A 21,024-nucleotide genomic window follows, 5' to 3' on the forward strand; every position below is an offset into this window, starting at 1 on the left:
GTCACAGCCTCAGCAGGATATTCTGCTGGAGCTGTGGCCTTTTATTGTTGATCATCTTATTTTTGAAAGCCAGGTGAGTAGAAGCGATGAGAAAGCTCATGTCCAATCCGTTCATCGGAAAATGTTTGCCTTGGATCCTCCCCATCTTACTAATCGTTGTGTGGGCCATATTATCCAATCTTGACGTCATATCGAGGAAAATCCTCCCCCTGCCTCAAGACGTTTTATTTTCTTTCAGAGATTTGCTGTTATCAGGAAAGTTAATCGAACACATCTCCATCAGCTTTCAAAGAGCGTTCATAGGTTTCTTAATCGGCGGGGGAATCGGTCTTGTGCTGGGCTTCATCAACGGCTTATCGTCCATCGCCGAAAAATTGTTGGATACCACGATTCAAATGGTACGCAATGTTCCTCATCTGGCGATGATTCCCCTAGTCGTTCTATGGTTTGGCATTGGCGAGGAATCGAAAATATTCTTGGTCGCGATCGGCGTGTTATTCCCGGTGTACATCAATACCCTGCATGGCATCCGATCCGTGGACCACGGATTGATCGAAATGGGCAGCGTATACGGGCTGCGCACCGCTTCGCTCTTCTGGAAAATCGTTTTGCCTGGCGCCCTGCCTTCCATTCTGGTCGGACTCCGCTACGCTTTAGGCATCATGTGGCTCACCCTCATCGTATCCGAGACGATTGCTACGAATTCGGGCATCGGCTTTCTGGCCATGAATGCAAGAGAATACATGCAAACCGATATCATTCTGCTGACCATTGTGCTGTATGCCTTATTTGGAAAGCTGGCCGATTCCATCGCCAAGCTCTTAGAGAGGCGGTTCTTACGATGGAACCCGAATTATCACAACTAAGCTCTGAAAGGATGTGTCGACCCTGAAATCCTCTACCCACGGTGTGCATCTTCGTATAACCCAATTACAGAAAAGCTTTGGCGAACAGCCTGTACTTCGAGGCATTGAGCTGGCCGTGAAGCCGGGAGAGTTCATAGCCATCATCGGGCGAAGCGGCTGCGGGAAAAGCACGCTTTTGCGCGTGATCGCCGGGTTAGAACCCGCCACGTCGGGAGGCATATGGATCAATGACCACCCGGTCCACCATGTTCATGCCGAGACCCGGATGATGTTTCAAGATGCCAGACTACTGCCATGGAATAAGGTCATCGATAACGTAGCGATCGGACTTCGAAAAGAAGATCGCCATAAAGCCGAAGCCGCTTTAGAACAGGTTGGGCTCGGTGACCGGGCCAATGATTGGCCGTCCGTGCTCTCCGGCGGTCAGAAGCAGCGCGTCGCCTTAGCCAGAGCGCTCGCGAGCCAGCCCAAACTATTGCTGCTCGATGAGCCTCTAGGCGCGCTGGATGCATTGACCCGCATTGAAATGCAGCAATTAATCGAATCGTTGTGGCAGCAGCAGCCATTTACGACCGTCCTGATTACGCACGATGTCGAAGAGGCTGTCGTCTTGGCCGATCGCGTGGTCCTCATTGAGGAAGGCCGGATCGCGATGGATCGAGCTGTCCCTTTCCCCCGCCCCCGTCAACGGGATAATGCCGAGCTGGCCGCATTCATCGATCACATCCTGAAACGGGTCTTGGGCATAACCGAAGTGGCATGCCGGCATGAAGCAGAAAGCCTCCCCTATCCCTTAAAGAAAGGTTCATAGGTTTCGAATACCCTCCCGCTTGGGAGGAGAATTCCATAACTATTTCTAGAAGGAGGTGGATCACAAGCGAGCGGTATGACCGGATGTGAAACCGTAAGAAAAACGTCTATCAACGTACTTTCAAAGAAGACAGACCGCGTTTAGCGGTAGTTTCTCTTGCGATATCAGGCAGCAGATTCTCCGAAGTTTATACGTTCTGATATCTAGAAAAAGAAAGGAGCCATAGAAACCATGCCCAACATCGATAGTCCGCAAGAAATCGTAAAAGAAATTAGGATCACCCGCTGCCCCGTTCCGACAGCAGCCAGCTTGGCCCTTGACCTCGGGCTTCTTGATCAGGAGCTTGAAAAGTCCGGATGTACGGCAGCGGAACTAACGAGAGACACCCGTCAAGCTTTGCCTGATGCGCATTTTAATCACACCTTGCCTTTCCTGGTACGGGAAGGAGGCAACATTCCGGCTTTATGGGCACGCTCAACCGGAAGCGATACGCGGCTGATCGGACTAAGCTGGGTCGATGAATATCAAGCCATTCTTACCCTTCCCGACTCGGATCTTCAGGAGCCTGGCGATCTGCGCGGAAGACGAATCGGGATTCCTCGTCATCGTTATTTAGAGATCGATTTTCGGGCGGCCCAAGCGCTTCGCGGTTTTCATAATGCCCTCTCGCTTGCGAATCTAGCGCTGAATGACGTCAACATCATTGATCTTGAAGCCGTTCGTGAAGGAAGAAGGGATTCCTGGAATACCGAAATCGAGGCGCTGCAGCGGCGTGAGATCGATGCTGTTTTTGTCAAAGGAGCTACCGGGCTGGAGGTCGCCCGTACGGTCGGGCTGAAGGAAGTGATCGAGCTCGGGTTCCATCCGGATCCGCTGGTGCGAGTCAACAATGGCGTGCCCCGAACCGTGACGGTCGATACGGCCTTAACGGAGCAGGAGCATGTCGTGGAGCAGATTCTCACTTCTCTGCTTCGCGCCGCCGATTGGTCCAAAGATCATCCCGAGGATTTCATTCGGGTCGTTACGAAGGAAACCGGCGCTTCCTCCGAATATGTTGCCTCCGCTTATCGCAATATTTCCCTTCGACCGTCACTGCGTGAAGACTATTTAAAAGCGCTTGAAGCCCAGAGCAGATTCCTGTTCGAGCATGGTTTCCTCCCGAATCCCGTAAACGTATGGGACTGGATTCTTCCAGAACCGTTAGCCGCGGCTGAACAAAACATTGCCAAAGGAGTGTCCCTCACATGACTCAAACGAAAGCAGACGTAACCATCGGCGTTCATCCTAATAATCATTCGTTATTCGTATTGCGCCGCTTGAGCTTTTTGGAAGAGATTCTTAAAGACCTTAACGCAACCGTTGCCTGGGTTGATTACACCGACGGAGCGAGGACGCCGCTGCGGATCGCATCCGGCGAAATCGACTTCGGCGGTACAGGGTCTACCCCGCCTTTAACCGCGCAGGCGTCGGGTATCGATATCGTCTACGTTGCGGTATCGAATCCTCGTACAGCCAGCGGCGCCTTAGTCGTGCGCAAGGAATCGCCGGTGCAATCCGTTGCGGATTTGAAAGGCTTGCGCATTGCGCTGTCCGAAGGGTCCTGGCATACGAGCTTTCTCGCAACCGCGCTCGATAAGGCAGGCCTTCTATATGATGATGTCGCTCGTGCGGATATAGGCAATGAGGGGGCAAAAGCACTGCTGGCCGGCGAGGTGGAGGCTTGGGTCGGCAACGATCCGCAGCTGACGGAGCTGCATAACAAAGGTCTCGTTCGCACGCTGGTGCCGCTTGAGTCCCATATCTCCCACCGTTCCGTATGGTTTGCCAGCCGGGATTTTGCGACGAATCAGCCGCAGCTCCTTAAGGCTGTCGTTGAAGCGCTGCAGCAAGCAGATCAATGGATTCAAGACAACACGCGCGAAGCGGCAGAGCTGTTTGCCCGGGACCTGCCCGATTGGCCATCCGCGGATTCATGGGAAGCCGCGCTTCGGCGGAGACCTTGGGGGCTGCAGCCGATTACCGAGGAGTTCATAACCGAACAGCAGCGGGTTGCCGATCTGTTGGCAAGGCAGCATATTTTGCCGAAAAGCATTGTCGTTTCCGATGCCGTTCTGCCCGTACCCGTAGAAATTGGAGGAGAATAGCATGGCTGCTCACAAAGAGAACGTTGAAGTGTATTGGTATTTAACCGCGCCGGATGGCCGCAGTCCTTGGTCAACGGATGGCGCGCGCAAAATCGATTTGCCTTACCTGAGGCAGATTGCCTCGGCTGTCGATCAATTAGGGTTTACCGGCGCCTTGCTAGCAACGGGCCCGCATGATACGTGGGTGCTGGGCTCCTCCCTGATCTCCAGCACGAACAATATGCGTTTTCTCATCGCTGTGCATCCGCCGCTGATTTCCCCCGTGCTCGCCGCGAAAATGACGCAGACCTTCGATGATTTCTCCGGAGGACGCGTCCTATTAAACATCGTGAACGGGAACACGGCGCAAATGCGCGCCTATGGATCAACGCTTGGGCATGATGAACGTTATGCCTACACGGATGAATGGATTCAGGTATGGAAGCAAGCCGTAGCCGGAGAACACCTGGATTTCCATGGCAAGTACATTACCGCCGAAGGCAAAGCCTTGCAGCTCACCTCCACGCAAAAGCCAACGCCGCCCCTGTGGTTCGGCGGATCATCGCAAGCGGCTCACCTCACGGCAGCCAAGCACATCGACACATACCTGAGCTGGGGCGAAACGCCTCCGCAGGTCGCCGAGAAGATTCAAGATCTTCAGGCTTTAGCTGCTGAGCAAGGCCGTACGATGCGGTATGGCATCCGGCTGTACCTAATTGTGCGCGATACGGATGAAGAAGCTTGGCAAGAAGCGGACCGGCTGCTCAAGACGATGGATCCGCAGACCGTGGAGCATATGCAAACCGTCTTGCGAAACAGCGACTCGGTGGGGCAGCAGCGCATGCTTCGCAATCACAACGGCCAAATTCCGAAAGACGCGCGGGAGCTCGAAATTTATCCGGATTTATGGGCCGGAATGAGTCTGGTAAGACCAGGTCCGGGCACCACGATCGTTGGCAGTCCGGCAACCGTTCTGGCGCGGTTAAGAGAGTATCAGGATGCGGGCATTTCAACGTTTATTTTCTCCGGTGTTCCGCTGCTTGAAGAAGCTTACCGTGTAGGAGAATACATCCTGCCCCATCTGCGCGTGAACCGTGAGGCCGTAACGACGCCGAAGCTAGAAGAACAGGAGAAGGTCTTCACGTGGGCTCATAACATCCACTAAACGATCCGGCAAAAAGGGAAGTGTCCTATGCGAAAAATAAGCTTACATTTACTATTAGTAATTCTGTTAGTTACGTTATCGGCTTGCGGTAAAGCCGGCCAAGCGAAACAAGCCAGTGCCGAGAATGAAGCCGTCCCCGTTCGTCTTGGCATCCTGCGCAGTGCCCAGCCACTAAGTTTATCAGAGGAAGGCGGGCCCCTGTATAAAAGGCTGGAAGCAGCCGGAGCGAGCATTGAAAAAACTGGCGGTTTCGCCGCCATGTCGCCAGCGATCGAGGCGTTAAACGCCGGTTCGATCGATATCACGATCGGCTCGATTACGGCAGCCATCAGCGCCCTTGTCGGAGGCTCCTCGGAATTCACGATTTTTGCGAAGCAGCCTGGCGATCAAGATAATCAAGGCATTGTGGCCAAGCCGGAAGCCGGCATCAAGGGGCCTTCCGACCTCCGGGGCAAGAAAATCGCCGTCAACCGCGGCGGCACGGGCGAATACTTACTGTATAAAGCATTGGAGAAAGGCGGACTCGATGCAAGCGAAGTCGAGATCGTCTATCTTCCGCCAACGGAAGCGGGACCCGCCTTTGAAAGCGGGCAAGTTGACGCTTGGGCGACATGGGGTTCTTTTACGGCCGTGGCGCTCGTCGACTTCGGTGCAGAGCTGGTCATTTCCGCAGGCGATATCGAATCCGAGAACGATACGGTGTATATTGTGCGAAACGGCTTCCTGAAGGAGCACCCTGAGCTCGTCCATGAAGTGTTCGAAGGCTTGAATGAAGAGTCCGCGCTTCTATCCGGCGACGTCGATCACACCGTCCAATTAATTCAGGACATCCAAGGCGTCTCCGAAGCCGTCGCCCGTCAGCAGCTGGAAGGCTCTTTATACCCGTTTGACCCGATTGATGACACCGTCCGCCAACGTTGGCAAGCGGTCGCCGATTATATGTTTGAGAAAGGGATTATTCCGAATGAAGTGGATGTCCTGTCCAATACGGTGGATGTAAGGACGTTGAAGTGAAGCCGCTTGAGGAAGCTTAGAGGAGCGGTGAGCATCAGGAGTGTTCGGTAAACTAAAACAAGAGGAACTTCATTTGGCGGTAGGGCAGTCATGACCCTGGTCACGTTTAATATTGAAAAAGGCAAGGAGACTAAGCTCCTTGCCTTCCCGTTTAAAGCCCCTTCCTTATCATTGCGGGACAGGAAAATTTACGGCTTGTACTCAAAATCGGGAATCGAATGCCACCGCTTTCTCAGCTCGTGTGCAGCGGCTTTTGGTTTGCGGTCGCGGGTAAATACGCCTTTTTTGTTTCCTTGAACCCGAATGATATTTTGACTTGTATGGAAGTCGGCGAAATTCCATACGTGTTCCCCGGCGAAATTTCTGCATTCGTCAAAGACTTCGTGATTCGCCTGCAAAAATTTGACCTGAAACTCCTCGGTGAACATGACGGGATCGACATCGTGAAACCCGGCGATCGTATCCGCGCCGTATTCCGTCATGATGATCGGTTTGTCCGGGCAGCGTTTGTTCCAGCCTTCGAGTTCGCGGCGGAGCTTGGCCTGAGCCAACTCCCACTCCCCGCCTTCCACATACCAACCGTAGTAGCGGTTTAAGCACAGGACATCCGCCAGATCCGATACCTTGCAATCTTCGGGGCTGCCTTCCTGCAAGGTCACTACCGTGACGGGACGCTGCTGCGGATCGCATTCCTTCGCCAGCCGGAACAGCGGTTCAAAGTACTCATACGCCCCGTCCTCCGCCGTTGCCGGCTCGTTGGCGATTGACCACATCACGACACAGGCGTGGTTTTTGTCCCTCGCAATCAATTCACGAATGGCCTCCCGATGCGCCTCGCCGGTTTTGATTTCCTTCCACGTATTCCGTTTCGGGCCCTTTGCATGAATCGCCATGAAATTCAAATGCAAGCCGACAGCTGCCACCTCGTCGATCACGACAAAGCCTTCCCGGTCGGCTAGCCGCATGAGCTCTTCCGAGTACGGATAATGGGACGTCCGGAACGAATTGGCGCCGATCCATTTCATCAAGCGAAAATCCATCACGTTGGCTGCCTCGTTGAATCCCCTGCCGTGAATCGGGGAATCCTCGTGCTTGCCGAATCCTTTAAAGTAGAACGCTTTACCGTTGATGAGGAACTTTCCTTCTTTCACTTCCACCGTTCGAATCCCGAAGGGCTGCTCGTATTCGTCGATCTTCTCACCATGTTGCAGCAGCTCGATTTTCAGCCTGTACAAGTAAGCGTTCAGCGGCTCCCAGAGCTTCGCTCCCGTGATCATTAATTCGCCTTCCGCCCCCTCTCCACTCGCGACAACGACGCCGTCCTCATCCAGGATTCTGACCTTTGTCTCCACCGTGCCGCTTGCAGCCACCGAATAATTCACCAAGGCGGATCCATCAGACTGCACGCCGGATACGATCTCGACATCCCGAATGTAGACCCAAGGCGTCGTATAGATTTTGACCGGCCGGTGAAGTCCCGCATAATTAAAGAAATCAAAATTCGGACGATTGCGAACGATTTTGCCGAGTCCTTCAACCTCCTGCTCTGAATAGTTGCCGACGGGCAGCGTTGATTCATCAAGCACGTTACAGACCGCAACGGTGAGCCGGTTTTTCCCTTCGGTTAACCATTCGTTGATTTCGGTCTCGAACGGCGTAAACCCGCCCGTGTGCCCGGCCGCCAAGCGGCCGTTGACGTACACCTTCGCCTTATGCGTGGCCGATCCGAATCGGAGAACGATTCGCTCTGAGGAAAGCGCGCTTGGAACGATGAAATCCCGTTCGTACCACACCCAACCGACATGATTGCGAATTTCGGCGCTAACCCCCACATCATTGTATGAGGAAGGTACCGCCATCGGGATCGTATCCGCTAGCGGACGTTCCTGCCATTTCTCGGCGAATCCGTTGCCGGAATCCAGTTTAAAATTCCATATTCCGTTTAAATCGATGACGGTCCGGGAGGCGGTCACAATTGGATAAAGCATAAGCTTCCCTCCTACTTGGAATCGATGATTTTTTGAATGCGTTGCTGCGCATTTTTAACCGTTGTATCAAGATCCTGGCCCGACAGCATCATCGCGTCGAATTCTTCGATGAACGCTTTCTCCAGCTCCGCATGGAACGGCACCGCGACCGCCGCCGTCGTTTGTTTCGTATGTTCAAGGACATAGAGCAATGATTCCTTGTCGATCATTTCCGGGGTTTTCGTGCCGGCGATGATGTTATCGACGACTTCGTTCATCTCCGCCTTCTTCCAGGAAGGAAAGTACTTCCCTTGAAGGACAATTCCCTCCGTCGTATACCAGCGGATAAACGTGTACGCTTCCTCTTTATGCTTCGATTTGCTATAGATCCCCAAAACATCGCCGCTGACATTACCCGAAATCGGATCTTCCTTATTCACCTTCGGAAGGGGAGCGAAAACCGTTTTGAATGTCGCCGGCACTTGATCCGTTCCTCCGGTTTCCGGAACCAGGAATGATCCCATTGAAATCATGCTCGTTTCCTGATTGAAATATTGGGGGCGATAGTTCAATTTTTGGCTGATGACTTCCGAATACGGCGTCACGAAGCCCTCCTCCTCCCCTTGCAGCCGCAGCTCCAACGACTTGCGAACGCTCGGCGTATCCGCGTTGGCTTTCGTTCCGTCGTCCGTGGTCAAGTTCGCTCCGACCGCCTGATTCATGCTCTGAACAAAGTATGCTTGCGTGGACCAACTATGGAAATAAGTTCCGTATCTTGTCTTGCCGGCGTCGGTTTTTGTCATCGCCTTGGCATACTGCATATATTCGTCCCACGTCCAATCCTTCGGAAGCTCAAGCCCCGCCTCTTTGAGATGGTTTTCATTGATGAACACCAAGGGGAGAACCGATTTGCCCGGCAACCCGTACGTTTTCCCCCCAATCCTGGTATCTACCGTATACTCGTCAGCAAGGACTGCACCTTCTTGCTCCAGATAGCCGTCGATCGGTTCCAGCATGCCGAGTTCCATACGCTGGCTGAGGTAATTCATGTTGCTGAACATTACGACGTCCAGCGCTTCGCCGGAGGCCGCTGCGAGATCGAGCTTCTTGTAATATTCGTTGGAATTGTTGTCTTCCGCGGATACGAATTCCACTTTGATATTGGGATGTTTTTTTTCGAATTCCGCGATGGCAACATCCCAGTTGTCGGTCTTCTTCGGATACCAGGTATGCAGTTTGATGGTCACTGTACCGTCCGCTGCGCTGCCGTTCGAACCGCCCCCCTGGCTTTCTCCCGAACCTGAAGCACATCCGGATACGATGAGCGAAAGGATGGCCGCAGCAGCGAAAAAGCGTTTCCAATTTCTTTTGAACATGTGGATTCCCCCTTGGTATATGATAATAAGCGTTCCAAAAAACCAGACGATGACGGTTTGAACTACGGTTAGATCGTTTATCCTTTGACGCTTCCTGATGCCACCCCTTCTATGACTTGTTTTTGACCTATAATGAAAATAATCAGCAGCGGCAGGATTGCGGATACGGCTCCCGCCATCATGAGCGAATAAAATTCGCCGTTAAAATCGGCAAATTTCCGAATGCCCAGCTGGAGCGTGAACAGCGAATCGGTGCGCAGGAAGATCAGCGGGTTCTGATAATCGTTCCAGGTCCAAATGAAACGGAGTATCATGTAGGTCGAAAGCGCGGGTTTGACCAGCGGCAGCCCGATCCGGAAAAAGATCCTCCAGTGATTCGCGCCGTCGATTCTTGCGGATTCGATAATCTCGTTATGAACCCCCATGAAAAACTGGCGCAGCAAAAACGTGCCCAACACCCCCGAAGCGCCCAGCAACACGAGGCTCATGTGATTGTCAAACAATCCGAGCCAGCGAAACATAATGAATTGCGGAACAAGGATGGCTTGATGCGGAATCATGTACGTAGCCAATACCAGTATAAAGACCGCATCCCGTCCTTTGAAATGAACCTTGGAAAAGCCGTAAGCCGCCATGGCGGAGATGACCAAGGATAATGCAGTCGTCAGTAAAGTCACCTTGATGCTGTTCAGATAATAAAGCCCGAACGGGATGCTCCCCAGCCATACCTGGCTGTAATTTTCAATGATTTTCCACGTACTCGGGATCCATTGAATCGGATAAGTCATCACCTCAAGCTCTGGCTTGAACGATGCCGACAACATCCACAGAAACGGCAGGATAAAGAAGATCCCTGCGATGCCCATCAGGGCCGTAATGATGACCCGGTTCAGTCGAATGGATTTCATGTTTAACGGCCTCCTAGTAATTTACCCGCTTCTTCTGTCCTACCCATTGGATCAAGGTGATGAACAGTATCAGAATCAACAGAACAATCCCCATGGCGGATGCATACCCGGATTCCAGATTCACGAAAGCCTCTTCATACAGATAGAAAACAATAACGGATGTCGAACCAGCCGGCCCTCCGTTCGTTAGCACCATAATCAGATCAAAAACCTTGAAAGATCCTACAACCCCCGTAATCAACAGGAAAAAGGTTGTCGGCGACAGCATAGGCAGCGTAATTTTGAAAAACTGGCGTATCGGCGAAGCTCCGTCCACTTCGGCCGCCTCATAAAGATCCTTCGGAATGCCTTGCAGTCCGGCCAAATAAATGATCATGTTAAACCCTAGCGAAGTCCAGATCATGATGATCATGACGGCCATCAGCGCGTAGTTCGGATCCGCCAGCCACATCGGTGGGTGATCGATACCGATCGACCGTAAAAAGCCGTTAATCGGTCCGCTGTTCGGATGGAACAGCACCCTCCAAAGCAAAGCGATTGCGACAATACTAGAAATAAACGGCATAAAATAGATGACTTTGAAAAAGCTCTTGAAGTACGTCCCCTTGTTAATCAGTGCCGCGAGCACCATCGCAATGAACATGGACACCGGAACGACTGCGATCAACACGGTGTTATTTCGCAAGGAGCGGTGAAACGCTTCGTCCCGAAACAACTCCATGTAGTTGTCCCATCCGATTATGTTCAGCCCCCCCATGCCCGCAATGAAATTCCAGTCCGTAAAGCTGATCACCCCCGACAGCACAATCGGGATGACGACCAAGGTCATCGTCAAGACCAGCATCGGCAAAATAAACAAATAGCCGGTAACAGTCTCGTAGAACGTTCGTCTTCGGATCACCTCATCACCTCTTTGTTAATCTCTATTTTTTCTCATTATAGACACCGGTGTATCCGGCGCACATGAAACGATTTTTTCTAATCGAAAAAGATTTTTGCGATATTTTTTCCCGCATAGAAAAAAATGTTGAATGAATCCGTCCACAGAATGCATTAATATTTGCTTATCACGCAAAAGCAATCGATTCATTGTGGCCGAGGTGATCGACAACGAATGCGCATCCGACTGAATTTCAAGCATGTGTCCCTGCGAAAAAAACTGATTCTTACATCCATTGCTTGCCTCGTACTGCCTGCCATCGGCATGCTTTACACCACCGGCGTATACTCCAAAATCATCATTCGCGAGCACACGCTCGGAAAAGCGGAGCAATCGCTCATGATTGTGCAATCTCAAGTGGAAGCGATACTGGAGGAAATGGTGTCCATATCGAACTTCGTCCAATTGGATCCGGAAATTAAAACACTATTGGAAGAGGCGAAAAAAAGTCCGGTTGCCGCGAGGCAGCTAACGACCCGATTGGAGCAGGTCGCCGGCGAGAAGCAGGACCTGCGCCTGACCTTGCTGACAGAGGACGGCCGGGCATATTCCGATTACTCCTTCTACGACTTTCAGCCACAGCGCTTTTTCCGGCAGGACTGGTTTCCCAGGGCGGAACGCTTGACGCCTTACGAGACATTATTTTTAGGCGGACTGGAAAACTACCTGCCACCGCTGTACCCTGAACAGAAATATGTTTATATGACCGCGCGGGCATTGACCGAGACCGTTCATAAAGCGCCGTTTGCCTACCTCGTGGTCAGCCGCACGGAAAACAGCATTCGTGAGCTCTTTGCCGATATGGAGGAGGACGTGTATTTGGTAGACGAGAACAATCGCATCCTATCGAATCGCCATGCCGATTGGATCGGAGACCGGTTCGAGAACGTGCTGCCGCATCCTATTTCAGCTTCGCCGGAGATTATTCAAATCGGCGGAGAAAATCAATTGCTTCTTTCGCTCCCGCTTCGTTTTTCGGGATGGAAGCTTGTAAGCGTGGCTCCTTACGAACAGCTTACGGGAAAATTGAACGGGATTTATAAAACGATGCTATTTCTGCAAGCCATGTTCGCGATCGGCTTTTTGCTCGCCCTTACCTATTTGTTGAGGCGCTTCACCAAGCCGGTTCTGGCGCTCGGGGAGGCGGCCAAGAAAGTGGAATCCGGGGATTTAAGCGTGCGTTCCAACGTTCGCGGACCTGATGAAATCGGCCGGCTCGGCCGTTCGTTCGACTTTATGCTCGACCGCATCCAGCAAATCCTGACGCAGGTGAAGATGGAGCAGGAATTGAAGCGTCAAGCCGAAATGGCGATGCTGCAGGCGCAAGTTCATCCGCATTTCCTCTTTAACGTTCTAAATTCGATCCGACTGAAATTGTTGATGAGAGGTGATGATGAAAACGCTGTCACCGTCGAGTCGCTATCCTCGTTGCTCCGAGCAAGTCTTAGGCAGGATGAATTCGTCACGTTTTATGCCGAAATGGAAACAGCTAAACAATATACGGACTTAATGAAGTTTACTACGCGATTTCCGATCGAGATTCATTGGGAAATCCATGCGGACCCGTTTGCCGTTACCGTCCCCCGCTTTATCTTGCAGCCGATTATCGAGAACGCGTATAAACACGGCTTTTCGAAGAATGGGGGGATGATTTGGATCCGTGCGCAAACCGCCGGCGCTTCATTAAACATCACGGTCGAGGATAACGGCTTGGGCATAAATCCGGATACGCTTGAGGAATTAAAGAAGCGGCTTAGCTATCAAAAGCAGGATCTCATCGCGCAGAAGAACTTGGGCGAACGGATCTCTTCTGACGGTATCGGCCTGATCAACGTCTTCAGCCGATTGAAATTGTTGTACGGGGAGCGGTTTGAAATGAACATTCAAAGCGAATACGGGCGGCGCACGACTGTGGAGCTGCTGCTGCCGATCGAGAATGCAGGGGAGGATGATCAACGTGTTTAAAGTTCTTCTCGCCGACGATCATTATACGGTATTGGATTATTTGAGTGCCGGCATTCCCTGGCCGACACTAGGTCTGGAATTGGCTGCCGTTTGTTCCGACGGCGGCGAAGCCTGGGAAGCTTGCCAAATTCATCGTCCGGACATTCTCGTAACGGATATCGGAATGCCCGTCATGGACGGACTGGAATTAATCGAAAAAGCGCGCGCAGCCAACCCGCGGTTGAAGGCGGTCATTTTGTCCTGCCACGAAGATTTTCACTACGCGCAGACGGCCGTAAAACTTAACGTGAGCGAATATATTTTAAAGGAGAGTCTTCGGATTGATCAGGTCGTTTCCGTGCTGGGCCGATTGACGAACCAATTGACCGTGGAAAATGACTTGGAACACGACCGGAACCAGCTCCAAAAGAAAATCCAACAACATCTTTCCGCCATTCGATCCGGATTGATCCGCAAGTTTCTTGAACAACCGGTCTGGAGCGAAGCCGAATGGGCGAACGAATTTCAAAATTTCGGTATCCTTCTCCGTGACGGCGTCCCTTATCTGCCAGTCCTGGCCCTGCCGGAGAGAGCCGCCGAATTGGAAGTCCGGTTCGGCGGAGCCGTCAACATGCAGTTTGTGATCCATAACGCCTTGCAGGAATTAGTTCGTTTTAACGGAAGCTTCTTGTTTGTCCTGAACGAACGCCAATACCTGTTTCTGTTCCCCTTCCCGCATACGTTGACACGGAATCTCTATGAGGACGTTCAGGACGAACTGTCTCGCGTCCAACAACAGATGTTTCAACATCTGCGCATCGGCATTTCGTTTATCCGCGGGGAAGTGAGCCGCGAATTGCTTCATTTGAAAAAAGAGATCCAGAAATTGCTTGATGCCGCAACGTTTCGATTCTATTCGGGCGAGCGCGTTTATGCCAACATGCAGCCCCTGGAGACGACGAAAGAGGATATTTTCCTGCATTATTCCAAAGCCCTGCAGGATTTGAAAGATTGCATTCTTGCCGGGGACAAGACCCGGATTTCGCTTGCCGTCAGAGAATGGAAAGGTTTTATAGAAAGCAAGGTCTATCCTGTGGAGGCGGTAAAATGCTGGGTGCTCAAAATGACCATGGAACTCCAGCTCAAGTACACCGTCATGCAAAACTTCGTCACGAACTTCAATACCGAAAGGCTCCAGCGGAAAATTGCCTCGATTGAAACGCTGGACCATTTGCTGGAATGGCTCCAAGAATTTCTCGAAAAAAAATCCGTCGAAATCGAGTCGCTTCGGGAACAAACCGTCGTACGCCGGGAAATTGCCGAGGCGCAACGATACGTCCGCCTCCATATGGGCGAGAAAATCGCCATGGAGGAAATGGCGCATCGCTTGAATCTGAACCCGTCTCATTTCAGTCGTATTTTCAAGCAGGAAACCGGAGAAACCTTCGTCGAATTCGTCACCCGCACGAAAATGGAAAGAGCCCAGGAGTTGCTGAACCAGTCCGATTTAAACGTTGCGGAAATTTCCGAGCAGCTCGGATATGAGCATACGAGCTAATTTATTAAGCTATTCCGGAATTACGCCGGGATGTCGCCGAGCGAATACCGGCGATCAATATAAGGCATCAGCTTACTGAAAGTTGTCATGAAGAAAAACAGGAGACCTGCCTCTGTTTGCGAGAGATGATCTCCTGTTTTTCTTATGAAGTTCAACCGATCCACTATCAAGGGTCATGTTGCGAGCATCAATAACCAATTTATCTGGGAGCACGAGGTCTGCTTAGGAGTTGGTGTCCTTTTTTTCATGTTCAACAATACATCGGACCGTCAATGCAGAAAGTGGTGATGGATCTTCAAGTTCTGGATTCGGCTTTCGGTTAAAGGTAACTTTTCACGCAGCCATTAAGGATCTTTGATCCGTCTTCGCCTTCACCCCTCCCTACGTACCGTCCTGGCTTGCATTATGCCCTGAATTCTATTAACTTAGTTTTGATAGCTTCATATATTAACCATGATTGTACATGCCGTTGTAAGGGAGGATTGGGAAAGGCGTGATTCGCAAAAAGAACCGATATATCATAGCCATCTTCATGGCCTTCTCTGCCCTTTTTACCGGCTGCAGCACGTCCGTCAAACAAACTGTCCCGCTGAACACGGACCCCGAATCGATATTAAGCGTAATCTATGATTTGGAAGGGATCAAATCCGCCGGATCCGTGAACACGGAGCCTTTGACCGAAATCTCGGAGATTGAAGACAATATCAGCATCCACTACCAATACGTTTTCTTGGTGAAGGATGCCGTCAACCAGAATAATCAAGCCGTTCCGGATCGGCTGTATGTCGTTTCTGCGGTCGAGAATACGAGGAAGGATCGGGAAATCAGCATCCAGTACATCGACGGCTCCATCAATGGGGAAACAGCCAAGCACAATCCGCGGCACCGTCCCATTACCGTAAACCTATGCCCGGATGATTCCAAATCTCCTTGCGGGGCTGAGGATTCGAAGACTTATCAAGCGAATGCGGTTGTTTTTTCGTTGGACCAATTCCCCGCATTTCGTTCACATGGCAATGTCGTTGATATTAGCGTTAAGTATGCATTAGGTAAGAATAAAAAAGAGCTCCGCGAGCAATTTCTAAGTGATTCGGGGTTGCAGGAGACTGACGATGCTGTCGTTTCCCTGAAGCTGCCAGACTCATTCGTGAAATAATAAGAAGTACAACGAACAATATGAATCCGTTGATTGGAGGGCACGAGGTCTGTTAAGGACTTGGTGTCCTTTTTTTTCTGCTTTCCGTACTGAAGGTTCCAGGCAACCAATATTCCTTTTATGATATAATATGTTTATTATTGGAACTCGAAAGGAGTATGCCATGAAGGTGAAAATCACAGCTGTCCTGATATTGAATGTTTGCTTTGGGATCTTATGGTATTACTTTGCTGGATTCATTGTTCATTTAATCAATACGGGGAATAACGGATTATTCAACATCCTCTCATGGGTCGTTAGCTTAATGCTCTTTTTTGGCATTCATCGATTTATCATTTCAAAAATGAATACGAATCACACTCCGAAGCAGTCCAACCTCTTTAGCGCCGTTTCCTCGATTTCCTTTTTATCCACCATTCTTGTGATCTATATCTTCTTGTGATTCTTGCTGTGGAAAAACGGTCTCGTTGCACTCTGTTTAGCAGGGACAGGCAAAACGAACTGCTGCTCCGTCATGTTGAGCTTCTATGGAGACCAAAAAAAGAAATAGGTCGGCCGTGATCGGATTACGACCTATTTCTTCTAGAGTGAATCTACTTATTTAAATTTCGTTAACTCTTCATAGTTCGTAATGTTAAGTTTGATTTTCCCTTCTTGATGAATGTTATTTTGATAATAAATTTCTGTAATCAGCTCAGAGATCTTTCTTGCATCTTCAACCATTTCATTGAATATTTCCTGATCAGCTTCACTTATTCCCCCTGTTTCATTATAGTTTGAGAATATTGCACTAATTTTTGTGTTCATTTTATTGGCAATAGGAACTAATAACTCCGTCGATACTCCGGAATCTATAACTTTAGAATAGCCCTCTACACGATATAGCCGATTATTTAGTTCTTGAATGCTTTTACCATCCACATCTTGAAGGTTTCCGAGATCATGATAAAAATTCCACACTTCAAATACGGAATTACCGATTATAGATTCCAGTTTCATTTTTGAATCCCTATCGTTCGTGATGTTTTGACTCATCAAAAATATAGAAAAGATAATCAGCGTTATTACAGAGAAGGAAATCAGTATATTCCTGGTTTTTTTCCTCAATCCACTTGCCTCCTTGAATGGCTTTACACAAACTATTTTATAGATTCATTTTCTATACTCTGAACTTCTAGCATTTTTTGTTCAATCCAGTTCATAACCATTTCTGCCTCTTCTAGAGCAATCACTCCTCTCTTGCTTTTATATTTATAAGTTTCATATGCCCACACTAATATGATTTTCACAAATTCAACTGTCTCTAATTTACAGATCGGTTCTACTTCATCTTCTTCCTCATCATAAAATGGATCTTCAATTATTGTATAGTCTTTGTAAGATATAACGCTTGATGCATTCCCCCCGTGATCATACCGCGGTATATTTCCCCTTAATAATTCAATATAATGATCAATATCATTTTTCAAATCATTAAATCTCCAATTTATATCTGATCCTAAGGGATCACTAATCATACTAGCGAACTCTAGCGATTTTTCCTCGTCAAAATCCAATACAACGATATTAAATATTTCCATATATTTCAATTTATATTTATACTTAATCATAATCATTAGTATATCTGCTCCCATCTAAAATAGGATAAGCTGAAATTATCTTATCATTTCTTAAAATGATCTCTATGTTCTATCCCCATACTTGTTACTATGATGGGTTCAGTCGGCACTGGGTAGCCCCGCCAAAAGAGGGAAACTTTAAAAAGCACGAAGCCAATCAGGGAAATGAAAATTAAAGAACTTCAAGTATTTGTTCATTCATCAAGTACTGCTTTTAAATTTCCCTTTATTCTTAGACTTGCTCCGATTTCCACACTAACCTTTTCTTCAAATTCCACTAAGACGTTTCTTACCAGACCTTGAATATCACAAATGAGTGTGTAATCATCTTCTTTTTCCATTATTGTAGCTACAGCAATTGTATGAGAGGATTCGTTTATAGACTGTAGCAACTCTTCAGTAAGCCCTTGTTGCTTAGTAATAATTGAATATTCATTTACCCACTCAATCCTAACCTTTAGGGTTATAGTTTGGTTTACATGAAGGAACTGAGACTGCTCCCCCTTTCCCAAGTACTCGTCGTATTGGATTAAGTGACACCAGAGTTTTTCTTGTCTAGCAGTTAAGCTTAGATAAATAAGCCGTTCATAACCATCTGCGATTATTTTTTCAATGATACCTTCAAGTTTCATAGCCTACCCCTTTCAAGCATTTCAGCACTGAAGAGCCCCATCGACAAAAAACCTTGAAAGGCATAGAGCCAATCAAGGTTTCTAACGAACTAGTATCTTACAAATTTAACCTTATTTTCTCCGTCATCAGAATTATACCATTTAGCGAAAACGTAGTTATCCTTGAATGTAGAATACGGAGTTCCTTGATTGATAGCTTGAATCAGTAGATTTTCTTTTGAAGGCTCTATTAGCCAACCGCTAATATCCTCCATATACCACCCAGTTACTGGGTCGGCAAAGTCATCTCCCTCACCAGTATCCATAATAAACACTTTATTTTGTTCGTTAGCTACGCTTTTAACAAATTTCAAATAACCATCCACTTATTTTAACACCTCACCTGTTTACTGCATCCCATCACACTAATTGGATGATTACCAATTCGGTCTAATCCTCGCACTGGCATGAAAGATGAATTTGCTTGGCTTCGTTATCTCCCGGCCGTTAATTGGGCGGTGCGCAGTGTGCACTGGGCGGCATTCCCCACCATCATAATGGAATAATCCTATCCTTAATAGCTTGAGCGCATGAATTTATTGAATTTCTAATGAATGCACTAAAACTGTCCCAAACTAAAACAGGGGGACCGTCTCCTTCAACAACAGCGCGACTGCCGGCAATATCATCAAGTACTGCCAACGGTATTTGATAAGTCTTCCCATCGAACCTCCCCCTTTGCGTTCCATTGTAAGCCTTCGCGAGAAAGCCCACTATACAATAACGATTGATTTTTGTTCGTGATGATTTGAATTAAATTCGTTAAACAGCGACAAAGAGCCCCCTCAAGGTATTTGGCCTTGTGAGACAGCCCTGCGCATGTGATTCTATAAAGTTAAAATATCTACGCCCAGAGCCGGCAGCGTGATCTTCTGCTCCAATCTTTCGCCCGTTAACAAACTGCGGTAGGGAACGTCAAGCGTAACCTCTCGTTGCTCATTCGTTAAATTGATCAGGAACAGGAAGCTTTCCTCCCCCTTTGTTCGAATCGACAACTCGACACCTTCCGGCAGCTGGAGCTTGGGGGCCAAGTTTTTTTCCTTCAATATGCCTTCGAAAAGCTGATAGAAATACGACGGCTCGGGCCAAGTGCCGACATAATACACTTCACCTTTACCGAGCTTATTGACCGTAACTGCAGGCACGCCCTCGTAAAAGTCGTTGTCATACCAGGCAATCGGTTCTGCTCCTCGCAGTTCCAGCAGATCGCACCATTGCTTCGCAGCGAATGTCCGACCCTCCGCGTTCCGAATCCGATGCTCGCTGTTGCCGATTGCATCATATTCACTAACGACAACACCGGCCGCTTCCGCCAGCAACCCCGGCAGAGGCAGCATCTCGCATACATTCCTCATGTTCTTCACGCCTGTCCGGTTGGTGAGGACGACCGTGCCGCCTTCGGCTGCGAATCGCTCCAGCCGCTGCGCGACTTCTTCATTTAACAGGAAGAGCGAAGGGACAATGACCAGCTTGTAGCCATCGAGCGCCTCGGTCCAGTTGATCACGTCCGTACCGACGCCCATCTTCAGAAATGCATTGTGCATCGAAGACAAGTTGTCGATATAGTGCATCCCCCCCTCCGCTTGCGGCTGAAGGGAAAGCGCCGTATGCTGATCGTGCGAATGCAGAATTGCAACCTGGTTGACGATTGTCGAGCCCACCAATAGTTCCCCTACCCGGTTCACCTCGCGCGTAAGCTCCGCGAACTCCCTGAACCTGCGGCCGGGAATATTGCTATGGTCGATAAGCCCATGCCAGAACTGCTCGGCTCCGACGGCGGCACTCCGCCAGCGGAAATGGACGACCGTATCCGCGCCGCGGGCGATTGTCTGCCAGGAGCGAGCTCGGATCAGTCCGGGATAAGGGGTGCGCTGAATCGGCATCCAGGCACCTTGTGCGCCGCTCAGCTGCTCCATTACCCAGAAATTGCTGCGCTTGATGCCGCGAACCAAGTCCAGCGTCAGCGCTCCGTTCCTCGGAAACCGATCGCCATAATCACGGTACAGTTCATTCGGATAATAATCGACAGAGACGAAGTCCAGCTCTTTGTAGAGATCATAATAGTCCAGGCTATTCGGGTATTGCCACATGTTATGCGTCACGAATTGGCCGGGACAATTGCGGCGTATAATTTCAAGCTGCCATCCCAGCAGATAGCCTACGCTTTCCGAGCAGAACCGCTTGTACTCCAGTAGATAGGAAGGATTCATCTGCTTGCGGGTGCCAAGCGGCGTCGTTACCTCGGCCCAGCTGCTGTACTCCCCGCTCCAGACGACCGTTCCCCACTCCCGGTTCAACTCTTCCAGACTGGAATAACGCTTCTGCAGCCAAGCAACAAATGCACGATTGCACGTATCGCAATGGCATTCCTGGAAGTCCATCTCGTTATCGATTTGCCAGCCAATGACGGCGGGATGCTCCGCATAGCGCTGTGACATCGCTTCTATAAATTTGGAGCCCAGCATTCTCAAGGAATAGCTGTTGCAGCACCGATGTCCGCGCACACCCGGCCGGATGATTTGACGTTGCTCGTTCATGGGCAGCACATCCGGATAACGGGTTGTCATCCAGTTCGGCGGCGTATTGGTAGGCGTACATAACACGATCTCCATGCCGCGCGAGGCGAATACTTCTATCGCCTTATCCAACCATTCAAACCGATAATCGCCTTCGGTCGGTTCCATTCGACTCCAGGCGAACTCCGCCATTCGCACAACAGCGACACCCGTCTCCTGCATAAGCGCTGCATCTTTCTCCCACAGCTCGGGCGTCCATTGCTCCGGATAATAATCGATTCCGATTTTAATCGTCATCCTGCGCTCCCCTTTATCTATCAGTATATTACGATTATATGTTATATTGAATGGAGTGAATATCTTAAATATTTAATTAGATATAACAATATT

At 49.6% G+C, this 21,024-nt stretch carries 18 protein-coding genes; 9 read left to right on the forward strand and 9 right to left on the reverse strand.

Annotated features, from left to right (window positions below; translation table 11 throughout):
* Window positions 1-86 precede the first annotated feature (86 nt).
* The 6 genes from ssuC (at window position 87) to NSQ46_RS25135 (ending at window position 5,979) form a co-directional block, all read left to right on the forward strand.
* Complete coding sequence (gene ssuC, locus NSQ46_RS25110) at window positions 87-866, forward strand: aliphatic sulfonate ABC transporter permease SsuC (protein ID WP_342575148.1); 780 nt, start codon at window positions 87-89, stop codon at window positions 864-866.
* Between the two features lie 13 nt (window positions 867-879).
* Window positions 880-1,677 (forward strand): ATP-binding cassette domain-containing protein, encoded by a 798-nt coding sequence (locus NSQ46_RS25115; RefSeq protein ID WP_342575150.1) that lies wholly within the window; start codon window positions 880-882, stop codon window positions 1,675-1,677.
* Window positions 1,678-1,908: 231 nt separating this feature from the next.
* The gene (locus NSQ46_RS25120; protein WP_342575151.1) at window positions 1,909-2,925 is read left to right on the forward strand and encodes an ABC transporter substrate-binding protein; all 1,017 of its coding nucleotides are present in this window, start codon (window positions 1,909-1,911) and stop codon (window positions 2,923-2,925) included.
* The gene (locus NSQ46_RS25125) at window positions 2,922-3,821 is read left to right on the forward strand and encodes an aliphatic sulfonate ABC transporter substrate-binding protein (RefSeq protein ID WP_342575152.1); all 900 of its coding nucleotides are present in this window, start codon (window positions 2,922-2,924) and stop codon (window positions 3,819-3,821) included. Before NSQ46_RS25120 ends, NSQ46_RS25125 begins: the two co-directional genes overlap by 4 nt.
* 1 nt (window position 3,822) lies before the next feature.
* Window positions 3,823-4,965 (forward strand): LLM class flavin-dependent oxidoreductase, encoded by a 1,143-nt coding sequence (locus NSQ46_RS25130; protein WP_342575153.1) that lies wholly within the window; start codon window positions 3,823-3,825, stop codon window positions 4,963-4,965.
* 27 nt (window positions 4,966-4,992) lie between these two features.
* On the forward strand, window positions 4,993-5,979 hold the full coding sequence (locus NSQ46_RS25135; protein WP_342575154.1) for an aliphatic sulfonate ABC transporter substrate-binding protein: 987 nt from the start codon (window positions 4,993-4,995) through the stop codon (window positions 5,977-5,979).
* A gap of 188 nt (window positions 5,980-6,167) precedes the next feature.
* Here NSQ46_RS25135 and uidA read toward each other — a convergent pair whose 3' ends face one another.
* From uidA to NSQ46_RS25155, 4 genes are all read right to left on the reverse strand, one after another.
* Window positions 6,168-7,967, reverse strand: coding sequence for a beta-glucuronidase (gene uidA, locus NSQ46_RS25140; RefSeq protein ID WP_342575156.1), 1,800 nt, complete (start codon window positions 7,965-7,967; stop codon window positions 6,168-6,170).
* A gap of 11 nt (window positions 7,968-7,978) precedes the next feature.
* Window positions 7,979-9,322: an extracellular solute-binding protein gene (locus tag NSQ46_RS25145; protein WP_342575158.1), complete on the reverse strand. Its 1,344-nt coding sequence runs from the start codon at window positions 9,320-9,322 to the stop codon at window positions 7,979-7,981.
* Window positions 9,323-9,399: 77 nt separating this feature from the next.
* Entirely contained in the window at window positions 9,400-10,230 is an 831-nt protein-coding gene (locus tag NSQ46_RS25150) for a carbohydrate ABC transporter permease (RefSeq protein WP_099477429.1), read from the reverse strand.
* A gap of 13 nt (window positions 10,231-10,243) precedes the next feature.
* On the reverse strand, window positions 10,244-11,131 hold the full coding sequence (locus tag NSQ46_RS25155) for a sugar ABC transporter permease (protein ID WP_342575160.1): 888 nt from the start codon (window positions 11,129-11,131) through the stop codon (window positions 10,244-10,246).
* A 213-nt stretch (window positions 11,132-11,344) separates the two neighbouring features.
* On the opposite strand from NSQ46_RS25155, the gene NSQ46_RS25160 reads away from it, so the two are divergent.
* From NSQ46_RS25160 to NSQ46_RS25170, 3 genes are all read left to right on the forward strand, one after another.
* Window positions 11,345-13,135 carry a histidine kinase gene (locus tag NSQ46_RS25160; RefSeq protein ID WP_340897217.1) on the forward strand — a complete coding sequence of 597 codons (1,791 nt, stop codon included), beginning with the start codon at window positions 11,345-11,347 and terminating at the stop codon, window positions 13,133-13,135.
* Window positions 13,128-14,672 carry a response regulator gene (locus NSQ46_RS25165; RefSeq protein WP_342575162.1) on the forward strand — a complete coding sequence of 515 codons (1,545 nt, stop codon included), beginning with the start codon at window positions 13,128-13,130 and terminating at the stop codon, window positions 14,670-14,672. The genes NSQ46_RS25160 and NSQ46_RS25165 overlap by 8 nt, the downstream gene beginning before the upstream one ends.
* A 493-nt stretch (window positions 14,673-15,165) precedes the next feature.
* Window positions 15,166-15,828: a hypothetical protein gene (locus NSQ46_RS25170; protein ID WP_342575164.1), complete on the forward strand. Its 663-nt coding sequence runs from the start codon at window positions 15,166-15,168 to the stop codon at window positions 15,826-15,828.
* 597 nt (window positions 15,829-16,425) lie between these two features.
* Here the strand turns inward: NSQ46_RS25170 and NSQ46_RS25175 are convergent.
* The 5 genes from NSQ46_RS25175 to NSQ46_RS25195 all read right to left on the reverse strand — a co-directional run bounded on the left by NSQ46_RS25175 (window position 16,426) and on the right by NSQ46_RS25195 (window position 20,931).
* Window positions 16,426-16,935, reverse strand: a complete 510-nt coding sequence (locus tag NSQ46_RS25175; protein ID WP_342575165.1) for a hypothetical protein — start codon at window positions 16,933-16,935, stop codon at window positions 16,426-16,428.
* 32 nt (window positions 16,936-16,967) lie between these two features.
* The gene (locus NSQ46_RS25180; protein ID WP_342577016.1) at window positions 16,968-17,438 is read right to left on the reverse strand and encodes a hypothetical protein; all 471 of its coding nucleotides are present in this window, start codon (window positions 17,436-17,438) and stop codon (window positions 16,968-16,970) included.
* A 203-nt stretch (window positions 17,439-17,641) separates the two neighbouring features.
* Window positions 17,642-18,079: a hypothetical protein gene (locus NSQ46_RS25185; RefSeq protein WP_342575166.1), complete on the reverse strand. Its 438-nt coding sequence runs from the start codon at window positions 18,077-18,079 to the stop codon at window positions 17,642-17,644.
* A gap of 89 nt (window positions 18,080-18,168) precedes the next feature.
* Window positions 18,169-18,444, reverse strand: coding sequence for a hypothetical protein (locus NSQ46_RS25190; protein ID WP_342575167.1), 276 nt, complete (start codon window positions 18,442-18,444; stop codon window positions 18,169-18,171).
* A gap of 501 nt (window positions 18,445-18,945) precedes the next feature.
* Window positions 18,946-20,931, reverse strand: a complete 1,986-nt coding sequence (locus NSQ46_RS25195) for a beta-galactosidase (protein ID WP_342575168.1) — start codon at window positions 20,929-20,931, stop codon at window positions 18,946-18,948.
* Window positions 20,932-21,024: the final 93 nt, after the last annotated feature.

The sequence above is a fragment of the Paenibacillus sp. FSL M8-0142 genome, from assembly GCF_038597315.1.
In the GTDB taxonomy this organism is placed as follows: Bacteria; Bacillota; Bacilli; order Paenibacillales; family Paenibacillaceae; genus Paenibacillus_AQ; species Paenibacillus_AQ lactis.